We start from the raw sequence: 19,470 nt of genomic DNA on the forward strand, positions 1-19,470 counted from the left end.
TCGGGGCGGGGACTGGTCGCGCGGCCCCGCCCTGCCTATGTTGGGTCCATGCTTTCGCCCAATCATTTCCGCATGATGAAACAGGTGCAGCCACGCACCGCCATCCGCGACGTCTATGAACTCTTCATCCGGCCCCGGCCGCACAAATGGGGGTTCATGGGGCTGGCCGCGACGATCACCGCGCTGGTGATCAGCGGGTTTGTGTCCGACAGCCGCCAGGAACGGCCCTACAAGCGCGACATCGTCTATGTTCAGGACTGGCGGCTCGACCGCACCGATGAACAGATCATCGCCCAGCAGCAGGTGGACGAGGCACGAAAGCTGGAGCGGCTGAAGAAACTGAACGCCGAAAAGGAAAAGCGGCGTCAGGAATGGCAGAAGATCGACGACGGCCTCAGCCGCTGGGGCCTGTAGCGCGGTCATGACCTGGGGGCCGGATGCGCGCTGGATGGCGGTGGCCGTCGCCCTGTCCGAACGGACGCGGGGCCTGTCCGATCCCAATCCCAATGTCGGCTGCATCATCGTCGATCCCGACGGACGAGTGGTGGGGCGCGGCTGGACCCAGCCCGGCGGCCGTCCCCATGCCGAGGCGATGGCGCTGGATCAGGCGGGGGATCGGGCGCGGGGCGCCACGCTGTACACCACGCTGGAGCCGTGCTGCCACCAATCGCCGCGCGGGCCCGCCTGTGCCGACCGGATCATTGCAGCCGACGTGGCCCGCATCGTCGTCGCGCTTCGCGACCCCGACCCCCGTGTCGATGGCGGCGGCATCGCCCGGCTGCGCGCGGCGGGCATCTCGCTCGACATCGGCCCGGCGGCCGATGCCGCCCGCCGCGCCATGGCGGGCTTCCTGATTCGGCAACGGCTGGGCAGGCCGCTCGTTACCTTGAAACTTGCGCTGTCGCTCGACGGGGCGCTGGCGCTTGCCGATGGGCAAAGCCGGTGGATCACCGGTCCCGATGCGCGTGCCCATACCCATCTGGAACGGGCGCGCCACGGCGTCATCATCGTCGGGCGCGGCACGATGGCGGCGGATCGGCCCAGCCTGGACGTCCGACTGGCCGGGCTGGCGCACCGCTCGCCCCGCAAGATGGTGCTCAGCCATGGGCAGGGAGATGGACCCGAGCGGATAACCTCGCCCGAAGCCATCGATAGGCTCGCCACCAATCATGTCATGGTCGAAGGGGGGGCAGGCGCCGCCGCTGCGTTTCTCGCCGCCGACCGGGTCGATCGGCTGCTCCTCTACCGCGCGCCCATCCTGATCGGGGGCGGGTTGACCCTCCCCGATATCGGACTGGCCGATCTGGCGGCGGCGCATGGTCGGTGGCGCCTGGTCGAATCGCGGATGCTTGGCACGGACCGGGCCGAGCTTTACGAGCGGACGGCGGACTAAAGGGAAAAACAGGCCATGTTCACGGGCATCGTCACCGATATCGGTGTCATCGAATCGGTTTCGGACGGCGGCGACCGCCGGGTCTGGGTCACCACTCGCTACGATGTTGCCGGGATCGACCTGGGCGCATCGATCGCCTGTTCCGGCGTCTGCCTGACGGTCGTCGACAAATCGCCCGGCCGGGTCGGCTTCGACGTTTCGGGCGAAACCGTCGCGCGGACGGCTCCGGGGATGTGGACGGCGGGCCGCCGGCTCAATCTCGAACGCGCCTTGCGGCTGGGCGACGAACTGGGCGGGCACATCGTCACCGGGCATGTCGACGGGATCGCAACCGTTGCAGACATCACGCCCGACGGGGATTCGCACCGCGTCCGCCTTGCTCTGCCCGCTGCGCTTGCCCCCTTTGTCGCGCCAAAGGGGTCGGTGACGCTCGACGGGGTATCGCTGACGGTCAACCAGGTGGAGGACGGCCCCGACGGAACCGCATTCACCGTCAACCTGATTCCGCACAGCTGGGCCGTGACCACCTTTGGTGCGCTTCGGGTCGGCCAGTCGGTCAATGTCGAAATCGACGTGCTGGCCCGGTATCTGTCCCGGATGCGGCAAGTCATCACCGCGTGATGTGAGGCGCGGCTAGCGTATCACATTGTGATGTGATAGGCGCACGGCTCCGAAGCGGAGTCGTTTGCCCATGTCCACCGATCTGATTGCCCGTATCCGCAAGCTGGTGCTGGACGGCGGCATGTCGCGATCCGGGCTGGCCCGCGCCGCCGGGCTTCACGCCAACACCCTGCGCGATCTGGATCAGCCCGACTGGAACCCCACCGCCGACACGCTGCGCAAGCTGGAGGCGTTCGCCTTCGCCAATGACGATTCCCCGGTGCTTGTGCCGATCGAGGAGATCATCGACGAGGCGCGCAACGGCCGCATGTTCATCCTGGTGGATGACGAGGACCGGGAAAATGAGGGCGATCTGGTCATCCCGGCCCAGATGGCGACCCCTGCGGCAATCAATTTCATGGCGACGCATGGCCGCGGCCTGATCTGCCTGGCGCTGGCCAAGGACCGGGTCGACCAGCTCGGCCTCGATCTGATGAGCCGGGCCAACGGCACCCGCCACGCCACGGCCTTTACCGTGTCGATCGAGGCGAAAAGCGGCGTCACCACCGGCATTTCCGCCGCCGATCGTGCCCGCACCATTTCCGTTGCGATCGACGCGTCGAAGGGGCCGGACGAAATCGTGACGCCGGGCCATGTCTTTCCGCTGGTCGCGCGCGAGGGCGGGGTGCTCGTCCGCGCCGGCCATACCGAGGCGGCGGTCGATGTCTCGCGGCTGGCTGGGCTCAACCCGTCTGGCGTGATCTGCGAGATCATGAAGGATGACGGCACCATGGCCCGCATGGACGACCTCATTCCCTTCGCGCGGCTACACAAGCTCAAGATGGGCACGATCCGCGACCTGATCGCCTATCGCCGCCGCCACGATCACCTGGTCGAACGCCGCGCCGAAACCAGCTTCACCAGCCGCTGGGGCGGGGAATGGCGGCTGATCACCTTCTGGAACAAGGGGGCGGGCACCGAACAGGTGGCGCTGATCAAGGGGCGGATCGATCCAGCCCGGCCGACACTGGTGCGGATGCACGCCCTGTCGCCGTTCGGCGACCTGTTCGGCGAGGCGGGGGATCGCGGCGCGCTGCTGCAGCGCTCGATGCAGATCATCGGCGAAGAAGGCGCAGGCGTCATCGTCGTCATCAACAAGCCGCGTGCCGACGCCTTCACCCTGGCCGTCGAACACCGGGCCGGCATCCGGCGCCCGGCGGAGATGGAGGAATTGCGCGACTACGGCGTCGGCGCCATGATCCTGACCGATCTGGGGGTGGAGGAAATGGTGCTGCTGACCAACACGCATCACACTTTGGTCGGGCTCGACGGCTATGGCCTGTCCATCGTCGGTGAACGGCCGATCGATCTGGACGCCTGATTTATCGCCTCTAGGTGGGGCAGACCCCCTCTCATTCCTGCGGAGCATCCCATGGCCACCATCCTGATCGTCGAAGCGCGTTTCTATGACCATCTGAACGACATGCTGCTGGCCGGCGTCCGCGCCGCGATCGAGGCGGCGGGCCATGACCATGAAACGGTCACCGTCCCCGGCGCGCTGGAAATCCCCGGCGCCATCGCGCTGGCGGACGCGTCGCGCCAATATGACGGCTATGTCGCGGTCGGCGTCGTCATCCGGGGCGAAACCTATCATTTCGAGATCGTCGCCGGTGAAAGTGCGCGCGGGATCATGGCGCTGACCATGGATGGCCTCGCCATCGGCAACGGGATCCTGACCGTGGAAAACGAGGCGCAGGCACTGGTCCGCGCCGATCCGGCGCAAAAGGACAAGGGCGGCGAGGCGGCAAAGGCGGCGCTGGCGATGCTCGCGCTGCAGGACCGGTTCCGCCAGTGACCGAACCGGTCCTGGTCACGGAACGCCTGTTGCTGCGGCTGCCGCAGGCGTCGGACCTGGACGGCTGGGCCGAAATGAACGCCGATGCCGATACGATGCGGTTCTTGGGCGGGGTGCGGCCGCGCGCCGTCACCTGGCGGGATTTGTGCACCATGCGCGGGGCCTGGGCGATTCGCGGCTTTGCGATGTTCTCGGTCATCGAACGGTCGACCGGGCGCTGGGTGGGCCGGATCGGGCCGTGGCAACCCGAAGGCTGGCCGGGGCGGGAAGTGGGATGGGGCGTCCATCCCGCATTCGCCGGGCGCGGCTATGCCCATGAAGCGGCGGTCGCGTGCATGGACCATGTGGTCGACGGGCTTGGATGGGACGCGGTCATCCACACCATCGCGCCCGACAATCATCGCTCGATCGCGCTTGCGCGGCGACTCGGCTCGACCAATGGCGGGCCGGTCTCCCTGCCCGCCCCCCATCAGGACGTCCGCGTCGACGCCTGGGGCCAGACCGCAGCTCAGTGGCGCGCCCGCCGGGCCTGATCACCGTCCGACGGCGTTCGCCGGTTGCACTGAAGCGGGAAAAATGGTGCTGCCGGCGAGGATTGAACTCGCGACCTCAGCCTTACCAAGGATGCGCTCTACCACTGAGCTACGGCAGCACGATCGACGGCGGACCGTCGGTGGAGGCGGCCCTATGGGCCGGGGGATGGCCGGTTGTCAAGCAACCGCGCATCCCGCCTTCCGGTCATTTCGGGGCAAGCACCATCAGCATCTGCCGCCCTTCCATCCGGGGATAGGCTTCGACCTTGCCGTCCTCGGCGCAATCTTCCTGCACCCGCTGGAGCAGGCGCATGCCCAGCTGGCCGTGGCTCAGTTCGCGACCGCGAAAGCGCAGCGTCACCTTGACCTTGTCGCCTTCGCCCAGGAACTTGTGGATCGATTTCATCTTCGTATCATAATCATGATCGTCGATGTTCGGACGCATCTTGATCTCCTTGATCTCCTGCGTCTTCTGGCTCTTGCGGGCGAGATTGGCCTTTTTCTGGGCCTCGTACTTGAACTTGCCGACATCGAGGAACTTGGCGACCGGCGGGTCCGCATTGGGGGACACCTCGACCAGGTCAAGCCCGACCTCTGCGGCCTGAGCCATCGCCTCGCGCGTGTACATAACGCCGAGATTTTCGCCATTCTCGTCGATCACGCGCACTTTGGGCGACTGGATGAATTCGTTATACCGCGGGCCGTTCAGCGGCATCTGGGGCGCGAGCGGGCGCCTGGTCATCGGGGGACGTATAGAGATTCTCCTGTTCAGTTCCGGACTTATCGCCCCAATATAGCGACGAATGGCGGCGAGCGGTAGTGCACCGCCGCCACGCGTCAATCAAAAACCGCGGGCAAACACCGCAGGTCGATGGATCAGCGCAGGTCCGGCGGCGTCGCCTCGCTCTTCAACAACGCGACCAGATCGTCGAGCGGCATCACCCGCTGCCCCTCGCCGCCCAGCACGCGCAGCGCCACGGTCCGCTCCTCGGCCTCGCGCTTGCCGACCACCACCAGGTTGGGAACCTTGGCCAGCGAATGTTCGCGCACCTTGTAGTTGATCTTCTCGTTGCGCAGGTCGGTATCGGTGCGGATGCCCGCCCCCTTCAGTGCCTCGGTCACTTCGCGGGCATAGTCGTCGGCATCGGACACGATCGTCGCCACCACCGCCTGTACCGGCGCCAGCCATGCGGGCAGCTTGCCGGCGAAATGCTCGATCAGAATGCCGATGAACCGCTCGTACGATCCAAAGATCGCCCGGTGCAGCATCACCGGCCGGTGCCGCTCGCCGTCCTCCGCCACATAGCTGGCGTCGAGCCGTTCGGGCAGCACGCGGTCCGACTGGATCGTGCCCACCTGCCACGTCCGCCCGATCGCGTCGGTCAGATGCCATTCCAGCTTGGGGGCATAGAATGCCCCTTCGCCGGGCAATTCCTCCCAGCCATATTGCTCGGTGGCGAGGCCGGCGCGCACCACCGCATCGCGCAGTTCCGCCTCCGCCTTGTCCCACATCTCCTCGCTGCCGAACCGCTTCTCCGGCCGCAGCGCCAGCTTGATCGAATAGGTAAAGCCGAAATCGCGGTAGATCCGGTCGGCGAGTTCGCAGAACGCCTGCACCTCGGCGACGATCTGGTCCTCGCGGCAGAAGATATGCGCATCGTCCTGCGTGAACTGGCGCACCCGCATCAGCCCGTGCAGCGCGCCATGCGGTTCGTTCCGGTGGCAGCAGCCATTCTCGTACAGGCGCAGCGGCAGGTCGCGGTAGCTCTTGATCCCCTGGCGAAAGATCAGGACATGCGCCGGGCAATTCATCGGCTTCAGCGCCATCCAGTCCGCGTCATTGCTGACGATCGGCCCTTCGTCATCGACGTTCGGCACCTCGTCGGGGATGACGAACATGTTCTCGCGGTACTTGCCCCAATGGCCGGACTGTTCCCACTGCCGGGCATCCATCACCTGCGGCGTCTTGACCTCCCGGTATCCGGCCGCGTCGATCGCGCGGCGCATATAGGCCTCCAGCTCCCGCCAGATCAGATAGCCCTTGGGATGCCAGAAGACCGACCCATGCGCCTCCTGCTGCAGGTGGAACAGGTCCATTTCCTGCCCCAGCCGCCGATGGTCGCGCTTGGCCGCCTCCTCCAGCTTGGTGAGGTGCGCGTCGAGCTGCTTCTTGTTCAGCCAGCCGGTGCCATAGATGCGCGTCAGCTGCGCATTCTTCTGGTCGCCGCGCCAATATGCGCCCGAAACGCGGGTCAGCTTGAAAGCATCCGCCGCCACCTTGCCCGTGCTGGCCAGATGCGGCCCCCGGCACATATCGAGCCACTCGCCGCCGGACCAATAGACGGTCAGTTCCTCGCCCTCCGGCAATTCCGCGGCCCATTCCGCCTTGAACGTCTCGCCCTCGGCAGACCATTTCTCGATCAGCGCCTCGCGGGACCACACCTCCCGGCGGAGCGGCTTGTCCGCCCGGATGATCTCGCGCATCTTTTCCTCGATGGCGGGCAAATCGTCCATGCCGAACGGCTCGCGCGAAGGCGGCGCCTTCACGTCATAATAGAAGCCGTCATCCGTCGCCGGGCCGAAGGTGATCTGGGTGCCGGGATACAGCGCCTGCACCGCCTCGGCCAGGATATGCGCATAATCGTGCCGCACCAGCTCCAGCGCATCCGCCTCGTCCTTCACGGTGATCAGCGCGAGGCTCGCATCGCCCTCGAACGGGCGCATGATATCGCGCACCTCGCCATCGACGCGCGCCGCCATCGCCGCCTTGGCAAGGCCGGGCCCGATCGCGGCGGCGATGTCCGCCGGGGTAGTCCCCGGGGCTACCTCGCGGACGGAACCGTCGGGCAGCGTAATGCGGAACATCTCGGACACGGGAAAAACCTTCTCGAACGCCCAGGATTGGGCCGCGCGGCTTATGCCCCCGCATGGGGCAGGGTGGCAAGCGGCCATCGGACGGGGCCGGGATGGGCGCGCAACGTCCTGCTTATGCCGCTTTCTCCCTGGTCAGTCGAAATGGCAGGACCAGTTGCGGTCATCCAGTGCGTTGCACGACCTGATCCGCTCACCGGTCAGGTCGACCATCAGCGACTGATCGAACGTGACTGGATTCCGGCCGGGCGACCGGACGATGGCAACGCCCCCATCGGGAATGCCCTCGACATAGGTAACCGCCTTTGGCGCGGGTCCAGAAAGGGCTTGCTCATGTGCCGCCGCAAACGCCAACTTGCGGTTCATCTCGATCACCTCGCCCAGCGTGAGCGTAAGGATGATCGCCAGCAGCAAGGCGGCGATCGGCAAAAACCGGCCGGCCATTTGCCGCACCGGTGACGGGTGGCGATCCGGTTTCAGCACCAGAGCCGCAACCGCGCCGCAGAACGCCCCGAAAAGGGCCAGCGCCCAGAATATGTACCACAGAATCATCGCCGCGCTGATGCCGACGCCTGCAATCTCGATGCGGATTGCATCGCCGATCAGATAGATCGGGCAGAATAATGCCAACAATACCAACGACGTCTTTTCGTTGGCTGTCAGCGGGGACAGTCCACCCATCGTCGGTGCTCCGCGCCTTGTTCGGAAGGCAAGCTCCAGATACGACCGAATGCGCCCGACGGGCAAGAAGCGCTTTGTGGGTCATCCGGCCATTGTTTGGCAAACTCTCGTCATTGCGCACGCCTGCTTGCCGCCACGCATACGTATCCCGCCTTGCCAAGGCGTGGGAGCGCTACCATCTGCCGCGATTGTGCATTGCAGCAGAGTTTCGGCCATGACCCCGACCGTCCGTTCCGATCTTGCCCCGGCCCCCGCCGCCCGAACCGCGCCGGTGGCGCTGATCATGCTGGCGTTGGCGATGGGCGGTTTCGCGATCGGCACCACCGAATTCGCGGCGATGAGCCTGCTGCCCTATTTCGCCGAAGGGTTGGGGATCGACGCCCCGACCGCCGGCCATGTCATCAGCGCCTATGCGCTGGGCGTCGTGGTCGGCGCACCGATCATCGCCGTGCTGTCCGCCCGCGTCGCGCGCCGCACGCTGCTGATCGGGCTGATGGCGGTTTTCGCGCTCGCCAACGGCCTGTCCGCCTTTGCCCCCGATTATCATTGGATGCTCGTTTTCCGGTTCCTCAGCGGCCTGCCGCACGGCGCCTATTTCGGCGTCGCCGCGCTGGTCGCCGCGGGCCTGGTGCCGCCCAATCGCCGGGCACAGGCGGTGGCGCTCGTCCTGTCGGGACTGACCGTGGCCACCATCATCGGCGTGCCCGCCGCCAATCTGCTCGGCCAGTGGCTGGGCTGGCGCTGGGGCTTCGGCATCGTCGCAGTACTGGCGCTGATCACCGCCGCGATGGTCTGGCGCTTCGCGCCCCACGACAAGCCCCAGCCCGGGGCCAGCCCGCTCAAGGAACTGAACGCGCTGCGCAAGCCGCAGGTTTGGCTGACGCTCGGCACCGGCGCGATCGGCTTTGGCGGCATGTTCGCCGTCTATACCTATGTCGCCTCCACCCTGATCGAGGTGACGGGCGTGTCCGCCGGCTGGGTACCGGTCGTGCTGGCGATCTTCGGCACCGGCATGATGATCGGCAATCTGGGCGCGGCCTGGCTGGCCGACCGCGCGATGGTGCCCACCGCCATCGGCCTGCTGCTGTGGAGCGCGGTCACGCTGGCGCTCTATCCCTTTGCGGCGGGCAACATCGTCACCCTGTCGCTGTCGGTGTTCCTGATCGGCATGGGCGGCGGCCTGGGCAGCGTGCTGCAGACGCGGCTGATGGACGTGGCGGGCGATGCGCAGACGCTGGCCGCCGCGCTTCACCACAGCGCCTTCAACGTCGCCAATGCCCTCGGCCCGCTGCTCGGCGGCGCGGCGATCGCGGCGGGCTATGGCTGGACCTCGACCGGCTGGGTCGGGGCAGGGCTCGCGCTGGGCGGGTTGGCGATCTTCGCCGTCTCGCTGCTCCTCGAACGGCGTCAGGCAATTGCCCCCGTTGCCCGCCCGGCACCCCTGGGCTGCTGACGCCCGGCAAAAAAGGCTGGCAATGTAGGATATTGGCGGGTTGGGTGAAGCGATGCGCGACCCGATCCAGCCCGCTTCCCGCCTTCGGATTGCCGGTGACGCTTCGCAGGCGCATGCCTGTCGCGTACCTGTCGCTTCGCTTCGCAAACCGGGTCTTTTCGTCAAAACCGTCAACCGATCACGCCACCCCGAACGGCACCACCCGGTTGAGTTCGACATGCCCGATCTCGGCCCGGCCCAGAAACGGCACGCCCATCGTCCGGCACCACCGCTCTACGATCTGCTCCACGCTCTCGCCGAACGGCACGTCATTCTCGACCACAGCCGTCACCGCGCCCAGCCTTATGCCTGCAATGCCCTTCAACTGAGTGGCGTTCGCGACCTGGAACAGCATCCGGTCGATCCGGTACAGCGGTTCGTCAACCTCCTCGATCATCAGCACATGGTCGGTCAGGTCGGGCAGCCACGGCGTGCCGATCATCGCGGTCAGGATGGCCAGGTTGAATGCCGCCGCCGGGCGTCCGTCGGCCAAGCTCGGCTCCAGTGCGCGCCGGTCCCGGTCGATCAGCCAGCCCAGCGCCCATCCCGTGCCCTCGCCCGTGTCGTTGCGGCCCAGGCTCGATGCCATGCTGGCATGCACCGGCCGTCCGATCCGCCGGGCATAGAGCGCGCCCAGCACGAACCCCATGTCGGAAAAGCCCATATAGGTCTTGGCCCGCGCCGCATCGGACAGGTTGGGGATCACGCGGTCCAGGATGCGGTTCGACCCGTATCCGCCCCGCGCGAACCAGACCGCGTCGATGCCCGGGTCATTGGCCACCTCCAGAAACGCCGCCGCCCGCTGCGCGTCGGTGCCCGCGAAATGACCCGCCGACAGGAAGCATTGCGGGTGATAGATCAGCTCATGCGCCGGATAATGGAGCGCCATGAACGCCTGCATCCGCAGAGAGCCTTCCTCGCTGACCTTTCGCGCCGGTGCGACAACTCCGATCCGCATCTTCTTAAGTCCTCGCAACCACCGTTCGGGCTGAGCCTGTCGAAGCCCTGTCCTTTCTTGCAAGGAAGGGGAGCCCTTCGACAAGCTCAGGGCGAGCGGGGAATAAGGGGAGCCTTGCCCCCCGTCCTTTCCCCCGATAGCCCGCGATGATGGACAACGGCAAATCATACTATCTGGTCGGCATCGGCGGCAGCGGCATGATGCCGCTGGCCATGATCCTGGCCGGGCGCGGCGCAACCGTGGCGGGATCGGACCGGGCGCTGGATGCCGGCCGCGTGCCTGCCAAGTTCGACGCGCTCCGGGCGCTGGGCATCGCGCTCCACCCCCAGGATGGCAGCGGGATCGTCTCGCCGGACCAGATCGTCGTCGCCTCCGCCGCGGTGGAATCGACCGTGCCCGACATGGTGCGCGCGGCCGAACTCGGCTGTGCCCGGATGACCCGCGCCGGCCTGCTCAGCCGGCTGTTCAACGACAGCCGGTTGCGCATCGGCGTGGCGGGAACCAGCGGAAAATCGACCGTCACCGGCATGATCGCCCATATCCTGGCTGCCAATGGCCATGACCCTACGGTGATGAACGGCGCGGTGATGAAGAATGTCGTCACGCCCGACACCCCCTTTGCCAGCGCAATGGTTGGTTCGGGCGATCCGTTCGTCACGGAAGTCGACGAAAGCGACGGATCCATCGCGCTCTATCGCCCCGATATCGCGGTGCTCAACAATGTCAGCCTCGACCACAAGTCGATGGAGGAGCTGCGCGTCCTCTTCGGGGACTTCATCGCCGGGGCCGGAACGGCGGTGGTCAATTCCGATGATGCGGAGGCGGCGGCGCTGCTGGCCGCTCGCGCCCCCGCCGCAACGCTGACATTCGCCGTCGACGGGGATGCGGACCTGACCGCTCGCAACATCGTCGAACAGCCCTTTGCCATCGCATTCGACCTGATGGCCGAGGGTCGGTCGGAGGGACGCGTGACGCTGGCGGTGCCGGGCCGGCACAACATCGCCAACGCGCTGGCGGCATTGGGCGCAACGCTCGCCGCCGGGTTGCCCTTGGCCGATTCGATGGCTGCGGTTGAGGGATTTACCGGCCTGCGCCGCCGGTTCGACCGGGTGGGGGAGGCAGGCGGCGTCACCGTGATCGACGATTTCGGGCATAATCCGGAAAAGATCGCCGCGACGCTCGATACGCTTCACGCCTTTCCCGGCCGGTTGCTCGTCCTGTTCCAGCCGCATGGCTATGGCCCGCTCAAGGTGATGCGCCGCGAACTGGTCGCCATGTTCGCCGACCGGCTGTCGACGGACGATGTGCTGGTGCTGCCCGATCCCGTCTATCAGGGCGGCACGGTGGCGCGGGAAGTGACCAGCGCCGACATCGCCGCCGATATCGCCGGATTCGGCCGCGATGCCCGCCACATCCCCGTGCGCGACGATGCCGCCGCCGCCCTTGTCGAACTTGCCCGGCCCGGCGACCGCATCGTTGTGATGGGTGCGCGCGACGACACGCTCAGCCTGTTGGCTGCTGAAATGGTCAGCCGACTGGATAGCAGGCTTTCCAATATGGAAAGCTGACTTGACTTTCTGGTTTCCAGTCATGTAAAGCTCCCTTGTCGATACGGAAAGGGAGGTTTCCAGATGTCCAAGCTGCCACCGGCCACGCGCCGCTATATGCGCCGGTTCATTCCCACGATGACCGCCTATGTCGCCGCCCTGCTGACCGCCAACTGGGCGATGGCGGCGTGGCAACCGACCGGGGTGGCGCTGATCGCGCTGTCGGCCCTGCCTGCCCTGCCGATCCTGGTGCTGCTCTGGGTGTTCGGCCGGTTGATCGTCGAAACCACCGACGAATATCTTCGCCAGTCGATGATCACCGCCATGCTGGGCGGACTGGGACTGCTGCTGGCGGTATCCACCATCTGGGGTTTCATGGAGGAAGGCGGCCTGCTGCCGCACCTGCCCGCCTATTGGGCCTTTGTCCTGTGGTGTGCCGGCTGGGGCCTGACGCAGTGCATCCTGTCGATCCGCGAACGGATGGGGATGGGCGAATGAAAAATCGTCTCCGCGTGCTGCGCGCTGAACGCGGCTGGAGCCAGCAGGATCTGGCCGAACGGCTGGAGGTGTCGCGCCAGAGCGTCAACGCCATCGAAACCGGCCGCTACGATCCGTCGCTGCCGCTGGCGTTTCGGATTTCCGACCTGTTTGCCCTGCCCATCGAAACCATCTTTTCCAACCCGTCCAAGGAGGATGCGCAATGATCCGCCGGCTGTTCGCCTTTGCCCTTGCCGCAATGCTGCCCGCCATGGCCGCAGCACAGCCCGCCACGTCCGAACGGATGGATCATGTCTCCATCACCGCAATCGGGTCGGGCGATCCCGTCATCCTGATCCCCGGCATGGCCAGCCCCAGCGCAGTTTGGGACGGCATCGCTCCCGAACTGGCCAAGCGGCACCGCGTTTTGCTGGTTCAGGTCAACGGCTTTGCCGGTGACGATCCGGGCAAGAATCTGGAGCCCGGCATCATCGACGGCATCGTCAGCGACCTCGCGACCTATGCCGAGCGCGAGAAGCTGACCAAGCCTGCGGTCATCGGCCATTCGCTGGGCGGCCTGGTTGCCATGAAGCTGGCGGCGGATCACCCGGCACTGCCCGGCCGCATCATGGCGGTTGACACGTTGCCGTTCTTTGGCGCGTTGTTCGGGGCACCGGATGCAGCGGCAGCGCAGCCACAGGCAGACCGGATTCGAGCCGCCTTGAGCGCCGCTCAGTCCCCCACCGCGTCGACAGAGGTTACGAGCGATCCCGGTGGCATCTGGTCCAATAGCCCTGCCGGCCGGATCCGGGTGGCCAACTGGTCGCGGATGGCCGATCCCCGCGTCGTGGGCCAGGCAACCTATGAGGATGTGCTGCTCGACATGCGGCCTCGATTGGGTGCGATCCGCGCGCCGTTCACCGTGCTCTATGCAACGGGAGCCGGCCCGATGGCCAAGACCTTGTGGGAACGGGAATATGCCGGATCGTCCGCCCGGCTGGTCCCGGTGGCGGACAGCTGGCATTTCATCATGCTGGATCAGCCCGAAGTCTTTGCCCGCGAAGTGCAGGCGTTCCTGGCTGACTGATCGGGCAGGGGGGTTGCGCCGCGCCCCGCAACCCCGCATCCCGCCCCGATGACCGACGCACGCATCGCCTTTTTCCACCGCCCGGGCAGCGGCCCGACCATCGTCTTCCTGCCCGGCTATGCCAGCGACATGAGCGGGGCCAAGGCGGTGGCGATCGAACGATGGGCGATGGCCCGGGGGCAGGGGGTCGTCCGCTTCGATTATCGCGGCTGCGGGGCGAGCGAGGGCACGTTCGAGGATTATGCGCTGGCCGACTGGCGCGACGACGCGCTGATGATCGTGGATCAGGTGGCGTCGGGGCCGGTGGTGCTGGTGGGATCGTCGATGGGCGGATGGCTGGCGTTGCTGGCGGCCCGCGACCGGCCGGACCGGGTGGCGGGCCTGGTGCTGATCGCACCGGCGCCGGACTTCACCGACTGGGGCTTTTCCCAGGACGAAAAGCTGGCCCTGCTGCAACAGGGGCGGATCGAGCGGGCATCGCCCTATTCCCCCCAGCCGACGGTGTTCACCCGCGGCTTCTGGTCCTCCGGAGAGGCGAACCGCCTGACGCATGGCACCGTGCCGGTCGATTGCCCGGTGCGGATCGTCCATGGCCAGCGCGATACCGATGTGCCTTGGGAAAGGGGCGTACATCTGGCCGGGCAGATCCGTTCAGCCGATGTGCAGACCTGGCTGGTCAAGGATGGTGACCATCGCCTGTCCCGCGACAGCGACATCGCGCTGATCTGTCGCGCGATAGAGGATGTGAGCACGCCCGAATGATCCTGTCCCTGTTGCTGCTGATCTCCGCTCAGTCCGTTCCGACCGCCGCCGATCTGGCGCGCTACGAAACCTGCCTCGACCTGGCGACGGACCAGCCGGATGCGGGCGAAAGGGAAGCGGTGGAGTGGCGGCTGGCCGGTGGCGGGTATCTGGCCCAGCAATGCCTGGGCATGGCCCATGCCAATCGCGGCAATTACCGTGCCGCTGCGGACGCGTTCGAGGGGGCGGCACGGACGGGCGAACTGGCGCAGGAACCGCGTACCGGCAATTACTGGGCGCAGGCCGCCAATGCCTGGGCCGCGGCGGGCGAATTGCCGCGCGCCCGTGCCGCCATCGATGCGGCGATTGCCGGTGGGCAATTGTCGGGACAGGCGCTGGGCGAGGCCTATCTCGACCGTTCCCGCATCCGCGTCGGTCAGGGCGAGCCGGAAAGTGCGCGCGGCGATCTGGATCAGGCGCTGAAGCTGGCGGACCGCGATCCGCTTGCCTGGCTGCTGTCGGCGACGCTTGCCCGGCGACTGGGCGATCTGCCGCTTGCCGCCCAGCATATCCGCAGGGCGACCGAACTGGCCCCGGACGATGCATCGGTGCAGCTGGAGGCAGGCAATATCTGGGCAGTGGTGGGCGAGGCGGACAAGGCGAAAGCTGCATGGACCGCCGCCGTCACGCTGGGCAGCGGCAAGCCGGCGGGCGAGGCCGCAGCCAAGGCGCTGGCGCAGTTCGAGCAGTAGCCCGTCGACCTAGCCCAGCGCCGCCTGCTTTTCCTCGGCCAGGCGATCCAGTTCGGCGCGGCTCCGCTTTTCCGATGCGGTTTTCAACTGGCCGCACGCCGCATCGATATCGCGTCCGCGCGGGGTGCGGGCCGGGGCCGAAATGCCTGCCGAGAACACGATTTCCTGAAAGGCGCGAATCCGCTCCGGCGTGGAACATTCATATGCCGCACCCGGCCAGGGATTGAACGGGATCAGGTTCACCTTGGCCGGCAGCTGGTACTTGCGGATCAGCCGAACCAGCTCGCGCGCATCCTCGTCGCTGTCGTTCTTGTCCCTCAGCATCACATATTCGAACGTGATCCGCCGGGCATTGTTGGCGCCGGGATAGTCGGCGCACGCCTGAAGCAGTTCCTCGATGCCGTATTTGCGGTTGAGCGGCACGATCTCGTCCCGCACTTCCTTCGTCACCGCATGCAGCGACACGGCCAGATTGACGCCGATTTCCTCGCCCGCCCGCGCCATCATCGGCACGACGCCGCTGGTGGACAGGGTGATGCGCCGCTTTGACAGGGCCAGGCCGTCGCCGTCCATGACGATGTGCAGCGCATCGCGCACCGCATCGAAATTATACAGCGGCTCGCCCATGCCCATCATCACGATATTGGTCAGCATCCGCCCCTCGGGCTGGCTCGGCCATTCGCCCAGCGCATCGCGGGCCAGCATCACCTGCCCGACGATCTCGCCCGCCGTCAGGTTGCGGACCAGCCGCATGGTCCCGGTGTGACAGAATCGGCAGTTCAGTGTGCAGCCGACCTGGCTCGACACGCACAAGGTCCCCCGATCGGCATCGGGGATGAACACCATTTCGTAATCCTGGCCATCGTCCGACCGCAGCAGCCATTTGCGCGTGCCGTCGGACGAAACTTGTGCCTCGACCACTTGCGGCCGGTCGATGACGAAGCGTTCGGCCAACCAGGGATGCTGCGCCTTGGCGATGTCCGTCATCTGGTCGAACCGGGTGGCGCCGCGATTATAGATCCAGTGCCAGATCTGCTTGGCGCGCAGCTTGGCCTGTTTCGGCTCAAGCCCTGCCGTCTCAAGGGCGGCGCGGATCGCATCCCGCGACAGGCCGACCAGGTCCACCCGGCCGTCCGCGCGCGTTGCATCGGTACGGGGCACCGGAACAGGATCGATATGCCCGGGAATGGGCATGGCCATGGACGCATTGTCGAGCATCGCGCGCACATAGGCGATTTGCGCGCCGAATACCAGCGGCGCTCAGCGGGTGGCAGGCACCGCACAGGCAAGACGGGCAGCGTCGATTGCCGCAGCAGCGCCGTTCAGAGGATAGCTGTCCGCAAAGGGGCGGCCATTGGCGGCGATGCTTTCCACGCTCATCGACCGGGCGGATCGCATGGCGGCAACGACGGCCCGGTCCGTCGATTCGTCGGGGGACCAGGCATCGGCCGGTCCGGCGATCAGGGTAAAGCGCCGTTCGCCCACGGCCAGCGTCACGGGCGCGCGCTCGCTTCGCGTCCGGCTCAACCGGATATAGAGCTGGTGACGGATGCGCTCGCCCGGCCAGTTTGCCACCGATGCAAAGGCATTGCCGCGCCCGCCGTTCGGCCGAGCGGTCGCAAAGCAGCGGCGCGGCATCGTGTCGGCAAACGCAGCCCAGGCGCCGTGCACGCCAATGACGTCGCGCGCCGCCAGCGGCCCTGCCACCGCCAGCGCAGCCAGGACTGCGGGCTTGGCCAGCTTCATGCCGGGGCGCTTCCCGTGCCGCGCAGGACGATTGTTTCTCGAATACCCTGCACCATGGCGATCGATCCCTGCGGCAGACCGGGCGCGATTGGCGCGCGATACCGCGGTTCCTCGGTCAGTCCGGTCAGCACGCCGCGAAGCACGCGGCTGGAAATGCCGTGCATCACCACCAGCCGGTCGCCCGGATCTTCCGCCGTCTCCGCCGCCCAGCCGCCGACGCGCGCGGCGATCCGGTCATAGGTTTCGCCGTCCGGGGCCGGGGACAGCAGCCCGGACAGGGGATCGACGATGGGGCCGTGTTCGGCGACGATGTCGGCATAGCTGCGTCCGCCCCAGCTGCCGGTATCGATTTCCACCAGCCGTTCGTCGGTCCGGACCCGGTGCCAGTCCAGCGACAGATGTTCGGCGATGATCGCCACTGTCTGCAGCGCGCGGCCGCTGGGCGACGACCAGAGGGTCATGTCGGGCGACGGGCCGAGCAGTTCCCGCAAGGCCGCCCCCATCGCATTGGCCTGAACAAATCCTGCCCGGGTCAGCGGGGTATGGACATGCGTTCCCTGCAGCCGTCGGGCGGCATTGAACACCGTTTCCCCGTGCCGGGCGATGAAATCCCGTCCCTGTCGCCTGTGCACCATGGTCCCCGTTTCAAGGCCCTGTGGCGGAATTGCAACGTTTTTCGGTGTTTAGGCTCCGTTCATGCAACGGACAGCCCGGTTCTGCGCTTAGAGCCGTCCCCGCGCCGGCCACGGTGCGGGCCGTTTTGACAAGGAGCAGTTATGCGTACTCTCACCCTCCTCGCGCTTGGCGCCGCAACGATCGCGACCCCGGCCATGGCACAGGAAGTCCAGCCGAACTGGACCGGCGGCCGCATTGCGGTGCTGGGCGGTTATGACAATATCCGTTCAGGCAGCACCGTGGATTCCGATATCGAGGGCGATGACCAGTCAATCGACGGTTTCCAGTACAGCGCCGAACTGGGCTTCGATTACCAGATCGGCGGCGCGGTGATCGGTGCCGAGGCCGAAATCGGCGATTCGACCGCAGGCGTCGATTTCAACAACGATGACCCGAACTATTTCGGATACGGCACGGTCCGTACTGGCCGCGACCTGTATCTGGGCGCGCGTGCTGGTGTGCTCGCCACGCCGTCGACCCTGGTCTATGCCAAGGCCGGCTATACCAACGCCCGGCTGGACGTGACGGCCAGCGACGGCACGACCGAGCTTGGCACGAACTTCAAGCTGGACGGCTATCGCCTGGGCGCCGGTGTCGAACAGGCCATCGGCAGCAATACCTTTGCCAAGGTCGAATATCGCTATTCGAACTACGGCGATGCCCGGCTCGAGTTTAACGAAGATGGCGGCACGATCGGCAATTTCGACGTCGATACCGACCGGCATCAGGTGGTGGCGGGCGTCGGCATCCGCTTCTGATCCAGGGGTGGGGAACATGATCCCCGCCAATTGAACCGGAAAGGGCCGGGGCCGCTTGCCCCGGCCCTTTTTGCCGTTAAGGATGCGTCGGTTATTACCACCTGTTAACCGAATCCGGTCCAGTCCGGGCGCGGTAATCAAGCAGGGCAGACGGCCCCGGGGGATAGGACGGACATGAAGGCCACGATCGAACGCGCGACGCTGCTGAAGGGGCTGAGCCATGTCCATTCGGTGGTCGAACGGCGCAACACCATCCCCATCCTGTCGAACGTCCTGATCGACGCGACCGGCGACGGCGTGATCCGGCTGATGGCCACCGACCTGGACCTGCAGGTGGACGAGACGCTGAAGGCGGAGATCCAGACGCCCGGCGCGATCACCGTGCCGGCCCATATGTTGTTCGACATTGCCCGCAAGCTGCCCGAGGGTGCCCAGGTGCAGCTGTCGGCCGCCGACGGCCGCATGACGGTGGTTGCGGGCCGGGCGCGGTTCAGCCTGCAGACGCTGCCGCGCGACGATTTCCCGGTGATTGCAGAAGGGGAGCTGCCGACGCAGTTCGAACTGCCGGTCGCCACGCTCAAGCAGATCATCGACAAGACCCGCTTTGCGATCTCGACCGAGGAAACGCGTTATTATCTGAACGGCATCTTCCTTCACGTCACCGACGATGCGCAGCCGGTGCTGAAGGCGGCGGCGACCGATGGGCACCGGCTTGCCCGCGTCACTGTACCGCGTCCCGATGGTGCGGAGGAAATGCCCGGCGTGATCGTGCCGCGCAAATGCGTCAATGAACTGCGCAAGTTGCTGGACGAGGTCGACGGATCGGTCGGCGTGTCGCTGTCCACGTCCAAGATCCGCTTCGATCTGGGCCAGGCGATCCTGACGTCCAAGCTGATCGACGGCACCTTCCCCGATTACAGCCGCGTCATCCCGACCGCCAACGACAAGCTGCTGAAAATCGACCCGAAGAGCCTGATGGCTGGTGTCGACCGCGTGTCGACCATCGCCACCGAAAAGGCGCGGCCGGTAAAGCTGGCGCTGGACCGCGACAAGGTGACGTTGTCGGTCACCAGCCCGGAAAATGGCACCGCGGCCGAGGAAGTGCCCGGCGAATATGCCGCCATGGGCTTCGAGATCGGCTTCAACGCCAAATATCTGCTCGACATTCTGGGCCAGGTAGAGGGCGATGCGATCGAGGTGCATCTGGCCGATGCCGGTGCGCCGACGTTGATCCGGGAGAATGACCGGTCGGCCGCGCTCTATGTCCTGATGCCGATGCGGGTCTGATCGGCACCCTGCCTGCT

22 protein-coding genes and 1 tRNA gene are annotated in these 19,470 nt (G+C 66.4%); 15 read left to right on the top strand and 8 right to left on the bottom strand.

Annotation, left to right across the window (positions count from 1 at the left end; genetic code table 11):
* Window positions 1-48 precede the first annotated feature (48 nt).
* The 6 genes from ACPVPU_RS02855 to ACPVPU_RS02880 all read left to right on the top strand — a co-directional run bounded on the left by ACPVPU_RS02855 (window position 49) and on the right by ACPVPU_RS02880 (window position 4,381).
* Window positions 49-414 carry a hypothetical protein gene (locus tag ACPVPU_RS02855; RefSeq protein WP_448659413.1) on the top strand — a complete coding sequence of 122 codons (366 nt, stop codon included), beginning with the start codon at window positions 49-51 and terminating at the stop codon, window positions 412-414.
* 34 nt (window positions 415-448) lie between these two features.
* Window positions 449-1,393 carry a bifunctional diaminohydroxyphosphoribosylaminopyrimidine deaminase/5-amino-6-(5-phosphoribosylamino)uracil reductase RibD gene (ribD, locus tag ACPVPU_RS02860; RefSeq protein WP_448660397.1) on the top strand — a complete coding sequence of 315 codons (945 nt, stop codon included), beginning with the start codon at window positions 449-451 and terminating at the stop codon, window positions 1,391-1,393.
* A gap of 15 nt (window positions 1,394-1,408) precedes the next feature.
* Window positions 1,409-2,014, top strand: a complete 606-nt coding sequence (locus ACPVPU_RS02865; protein WP_448659414.1) for a riboflavin synthase — start codon at window positions 1,409-1,411, stop codon at window positions 2,012-2,014.
* A gap of 70 nt (window positions 2,015-2,084) precedes the next feature.
* The gene (gene ribB / locus ACPVPU_RS02870; RefSeq protein ID WP_448659415.1) at window positions 2,085-3,374 is read left to right on the top strand and encodes a 3,4-dihydroxy-2-butanone-4-phosphate synthase; all 1,290 of its coding nucleotides are present in this window, start codon (window positions 2,085-2,087) and stop codon (window positions 3,372-3,374) included.
* Between the two features lie 51 nt (window positions 3,375-3,425).
* Window positions 3,426-3,848, top strand: a complete 423-nt coding sequence (ribH, locus tag ACPVPU_RS02875) for a 6,7-dimethyl-8-ribityllumazine synthase (protein ID WP_448659416.1) — start codon at window positions 3,426-3,428, stop codon at window positions 3,846-3,848.
* Window positions 3,845-4,381 (top strand): GNAT family N-acetyltransferase, encoded by a 537-nt coding sequence (locus ACPVPU_RS02880; protein ID WP_448659417.1) that lies wholly within the window; start codon window positions 3,845-3,847, stop codon window positions 4,379-4,381. The genes ribH and ACPVPU_RS02880 overlap by 4 nt, the downstream gene beginning before the upstream one ends.
* Before the next feature lie 44 nt (window positions 4,382-4,425).
* On the opposite strand, the gene ACPVPU_RS02885 is transcribed toward ACPVPU_RS02880, so the two are convergent.
* The 4 genes from ACPVPU_RS02885 to ACPVPU_RS02900 form a co-directional block, all read right to left on the bottom strand.
* Window positions 4,426-4,500, bottom strand: a tRNA-Thr gene (locus ACPVPU_RS02885).
* Window positions 4,501-4,586: 86 nt separating this feature from the next.
* Window positions 4,587-5,123, bottom strand: a complete 537-nt coding sequence (infC, locus tag ACPVPU_RS02890) for a translation initiation factor IF-3 (protein ID WP_448659418.1) — start codon at window positions 5,121-5,123, stop codon at window positions 4,587-4,589.
* 134 nt (window positions 5,124-5,257) lie between these two features.
* Window positions 5,258-7,255: a threonine--tRNA ligase gene (thrS, locus tag ACPVPU_RS02895; RefSeq protein ID WP_448659419.1), complete on the bottom strand. Its 1,998-nt coding sequence runs from the start codon at window positions 7,253-7,255 to the stop codon at window positions 5,258-5,260.
* A 132-nt stretch (window positions 7,256-7,387) separates the two neighbouring features.
* Window positions 7,388-7,999 (bottom strand): hypothetical protein, encoded by a 612-nt coding sequence (locus ACPVPU_RS02900; RefSeq protein WP_448659420.1) that lies wholly within the window; start codon window positions 7,997-7,999, stop codon window positions 7,388-7,390.
* A gap of 148 nt (window positions 8,000-8,147) precedes the next feature.
* Here ACPVPU_RS02900 and ACPVPU_RS02905 point away from each other — a divergent pair, with 148 nt between their 5' ends.
* Window positions 8,148-9,386, top strand: coding sequence for an MFS transporter (locus ACPVPU_RS02905; RefSeq protein WP_448659421.1), 1,239 nt, complete (start codon window positions 8,148-8,150; stop codon window positions 9,384-9,386).
* A 178-nt stretch (window positions 9,387-9,564) separates the two neighbouring features.
* Here ACPVPU_RS02905 and ACPVPU_RS02910 read toward each other — a convergent pair whose 3' ends face one another.
* The gene (locus tag ACPVPU_RS02910; RefSeq protein WP_448659422.1) at window positions 9,565-10,383 is read right to left on the bottom strand and encodes an LD-carboxypeptidase; all 819 of its coding nucleotides are present in this window, start codon (window positions 10,381-10,383) and stop codon (window positions 9,565-9,567) included.
* Window positions 10,384-10,532: 149 nt separating this feature from the next.
* Between ACPVPU_RS02910 and ACPVPU_RS02915 the strand changes: the two genes are divergently transcribed.
* From ACPVPU_RS02915 to ACPVPU_RS02940, 6 genes are all read left to right on the top strand, one after another.
* Window positions 10,533-11,951, top strand: coding sequence for a UDP-N-acetylmuramate--L-alanine ligase (locus ACPVPU_RS02915; protein WP_448660398.1), 1,419 nt, complete (start codon window positions 10,533-10,535; stop codon window positions 11,949-11,951).
* Window positions 11,952-12,014: 63 nt separating this feature from the next.
* Window positions 12,015-12,428: a hypothetical protein gene (locus ACPVPU_RS02920; protein WP_448659423.1), complete on the top strand. Its 414-nt coding sequence runs from the start codon at window positions 12,015-12,017 to the stop codon at window positions 12,426-12,428.
* Window positions 12,425-12,634, top strand: coding sequence for a helix-turn-helix transcriptional regulator (locus ACPVPU_RS02925; RefSeq protein WP_448659424.1), 210 nt, complete (start codon window positions 12,425-12,427; stop codon window positions 12,632-12,634). Before ACPVPU_RS02920 ends, ACPVPU_RS02925 begins: the two co-directional genes overlap by 4 nt.
* Window positions 12,631-13,494 carry an alpha/beta fold hydrolase gene (locus tag ACPVPU_RS02930; protein WP_448659425.1) on the top strand — a complete coding sequence of 288 codons (864 nt, stop codon included), beginning with the start codon at window positions 12,631-12,633 and terminating at the stop codon, window positions 13,492-13,494. Before ACPVPU_RS02925 ends, ACPVPU_RS02930 begins: the two co-directional genes overlap by 4 nt.
* A 48-nt stretch (window positions 13,495-13,542) precedes the next feature.
* Complete coding sequence (locus ACPVPU_RS02935; protein WP_448659427.1) at window positions 13,543-14,256, top strand: alpha/beta hydrolase; 714 nt, start codon at window positions 13,543-13,545, stop codon at window positions 14,254-14,256.
* The gene (locus ACPVPU_RS02940; protein ID WP_448659428.1) at window positions 14,253-14,987 is read left to right on the top strand and encodes a tetratricopeptide repeat protein; all 735 of its coding nucleotides are present in this window, start codon (window positions 14,253-14,255) and stop codon (window positions 14,985-14,987) included. The genes ACPVPU_RS02935 and ACPVPU_RS02940 overlap by 4 nt, the downstream gene beginning before the upstream one ends.
* Window positions 14,988-14,996: 9 nt before the next feature.
* On the opposite strand, the gene rlmN is transcribed toward ACPVPU_RS02940, so the two are convergent.
* The 3 genes from rlmN to ACPVPU_RS02955 are packed head-to-tail and all read right to left on the bottom strand — an operon-like array spanning window position 14,997 to window position 17,368.
* Window positions 14,997-16,205, bottom strand: coding sequence for a 23S rRNA (adenine(2503)-C(2))-methyltransferase RlmN (rlmN, locus tag ACPVPU_RS02945; RefSeq protein WP_448659429.1), 1,209 nt, complete (start codon window positions 16,203-16,205; stop codon window positions 14,997-14,999).
* Between the two features lie 42 nt (window positions 16,206-16,247).
* A complete protein-coding gene (locus ACPVPU_RS02950) occupies window positions 16,248-16,733 on the bottom strand; it encodes an invasion associated locus B family protein (RefSeq protein ID WP_448659430.1) in 486 nt (161 codons plus the stop codon).
* Window positions 16,730-17,368: a histidine phosphatase family protein gene (locus ACPVPU_RS02955; protein WP_448659431.1), complete on the bottom strand. Its 639-nt coding sequence runs from the start codon at window positions 17,366-17,368 to the stop codon at window positions 16,730-16,732. Before ACPVPU_RS02955 ends, ACPVPU_RS02950 begins: the two co-directional genes overlap by 4 nt.
* A gap of 141 nt (window positions 17,369-17,509) precedes the next feature.
* On the opposite strand from ACPVPU_RS02955, the gene ACPVPU_RS02960 reads away from it, so the two are divergent.
* Together ACPVPU_RS02960 and dnaN are read left to right on the top strand one after the other, a co-directional pair.
* Window positions 17,510-18,166 carry an outer membrane protein gene (locus ACPVPU_RS02960; RefSeq protein WP_448659432.1) on the top strand — a complete coding sequence of 219 codons (657 nt, stop codon included), beginning with the start codon at window positions 17,510-17,512 and terminating at the stop codon, window positions 18,164-18,166.
* A gap of 174 nt (window positions 18,167-18,340) precedes the next feature.
* The gene (dnaN, locus tag ACPVPU_RS02965; RefSeq protein WP_448659433.1) at window positions 18,341-19,453 is read left to right on the top strand and encodes a DNA polymerase III subunit beta; all 1,113 of its coding nucleotides are present in this window, start codon (window positions 18,341-18,343) and stop codon (window positions 19,451-19,453) included.
* Window positions 19,454-19,470 lie beyond the last annotated feature (17 nt).

The sequence above is a fragment of the Sphingomonas paludis genome, from assembly GCF_053502515.1.

What these genes read in the sequence shown, in the direction of transcription:
- ribB (WP_448659415.1), top strand. Translation starts at nt 2,085, where the DNA reads ATGTCCACCGATCTGATTGCCCGTATCCGCAAGCTGGTGCTGGACGGC.
- ACPVPU_RS02925 (WP_448659424.1), top strand. Translation starts at nt 12,425, where the DNA reads ATGAAAAATCGTCTCCGCGTGCTGCGCGCTGAACGCGGCTGGAGCCAG.
- ACPVPU_RS02935 (WP_448659427.1), top strand. Translation starts at nt 13,543, where the DNA reads ATGACCGACGCACGCATCGCCTTTTTCCACCGCCCGGGCAGCGGCCCG.
- ACPVPU_RS02915 (WP_448660398.1), top strand. Translation starts at nt 10,533, where the DNA reads ATGGACAACGGCAAATCATACTATCTGGTCGGCATCGGCGGCAGCGGC.
- ribH (WP_448659416.1), top strand. Translation starts at nt 3,426, where the DNA reads ATGGCCACCATCCTGATCGTCGAAGCGCGTTTCTATGACCATCTGAAC.
- rlmN (WP_448659429.1), bottom strand. Translation starts at nt 16,205, where the DNA reads ATGCTCGACAATGCGTCCATGGCCATGCCCATTCCCGGGCATATCGAT.
- ACPVPU_RS02920 (WP_448659423.1), top strand. Translation starts at nt 12,015, where the DNA reads ATGTCCAAGCTGCCACCGGCCACGCGCCGCTATATGCGCCGGTTCATT.
- ACPVPU_RS02940 (WP_448659428.1), top strand. Translation starts at nt 14,253, where the DNA reads ATGATCCTGTCCCTGTTGCTGCTGATCTCCGCTCAGTCCGTTCCGACC.
- ACPVPU_RS02865 (WP_448659414.1), top strand. Translation starts at nt 1,409, where the DNA reads ATGTTCACGGGCATCGTCACCGATATCGGTGTCATCGAATCGGTTTCG.
- ACPVPU_RS02960 (WP_448659432.1), top strand. Translation starts at nt 17,510, where the DNA reads ATGCGTACTCTCACCCTCCTCGCGCTTGGCGCCGCAACGATCGCGACC.
- ACPVPU_RS02905 (WP_448659421.1), top strand. Translation starts at nt 8,148, where the DNA reads ATGACCCCGACCGTCCGTTCCGATCTTGCCCCGGCCCCCGCCGCCCGA.
- ACPVPU_RS02930 (WP_448659425.1), top strand. Translation starts at nt 12,631, where the DNA reads ATGATCCGCCGGCTGTTCGCCTTTGCCCTTGCCGCAATGCTGCCCGCC.
- ACPVPU_RS02855 (WP_448659413.1), top strand. Translation starts at nt 49, where the DNA reads ATGCTTTCGCCCAATCATTTCCGCATGATGAAACAGGTGCAGCCACGC.
- dnaN (WP_448659433.1), top strand. Translation starts at nt 18,341, where the DNA reads ATGAAGGCCACGATCGAACGCGCGACGCTGCTGAAGGGGCTGAGCCAT.
- ACPVPU_RS02910 (WP_448659422.1), bottom strand. Translation starts at nt 10,383, where the DNA reads ATGCGGATCGGAGTTGTCGCACCGGCGCGAAAGGTCAGCGAGGAAGGC.
- ACPVPU_RS02950 (WP_448659430.1), bottom strand. Translation starts at nt 16,733, where the DNA reads ATGAAGCTGGCCAAGCCCGCAGTCCTGGCTGCGCTGGCGGTGGCAGGG.
- ribD (WP_448660397.1), top strand. Translation starts at nt 449, where the DNA reads ATGGCGGTGGCCGTCGCCCTGTCCGAACGGACGCGGGGCCTGTCCGAT.
- ACPVPU_RS02955 (WP_448659431.1), bottom strand. Translation starts at nt 17,368, where the DNA reads ATGGTGCACAGGCGACAGGGACGGGATTTCATCGCCCGGCACGGGGAA.
- infC (WP_448659418.1), bottom strand. Translation starts at nt 5,123, where the DNA reads ATGACCAGGCGCCCGCTCGCGCCCCAGATGCCGCTGAACGGCCCGCGG.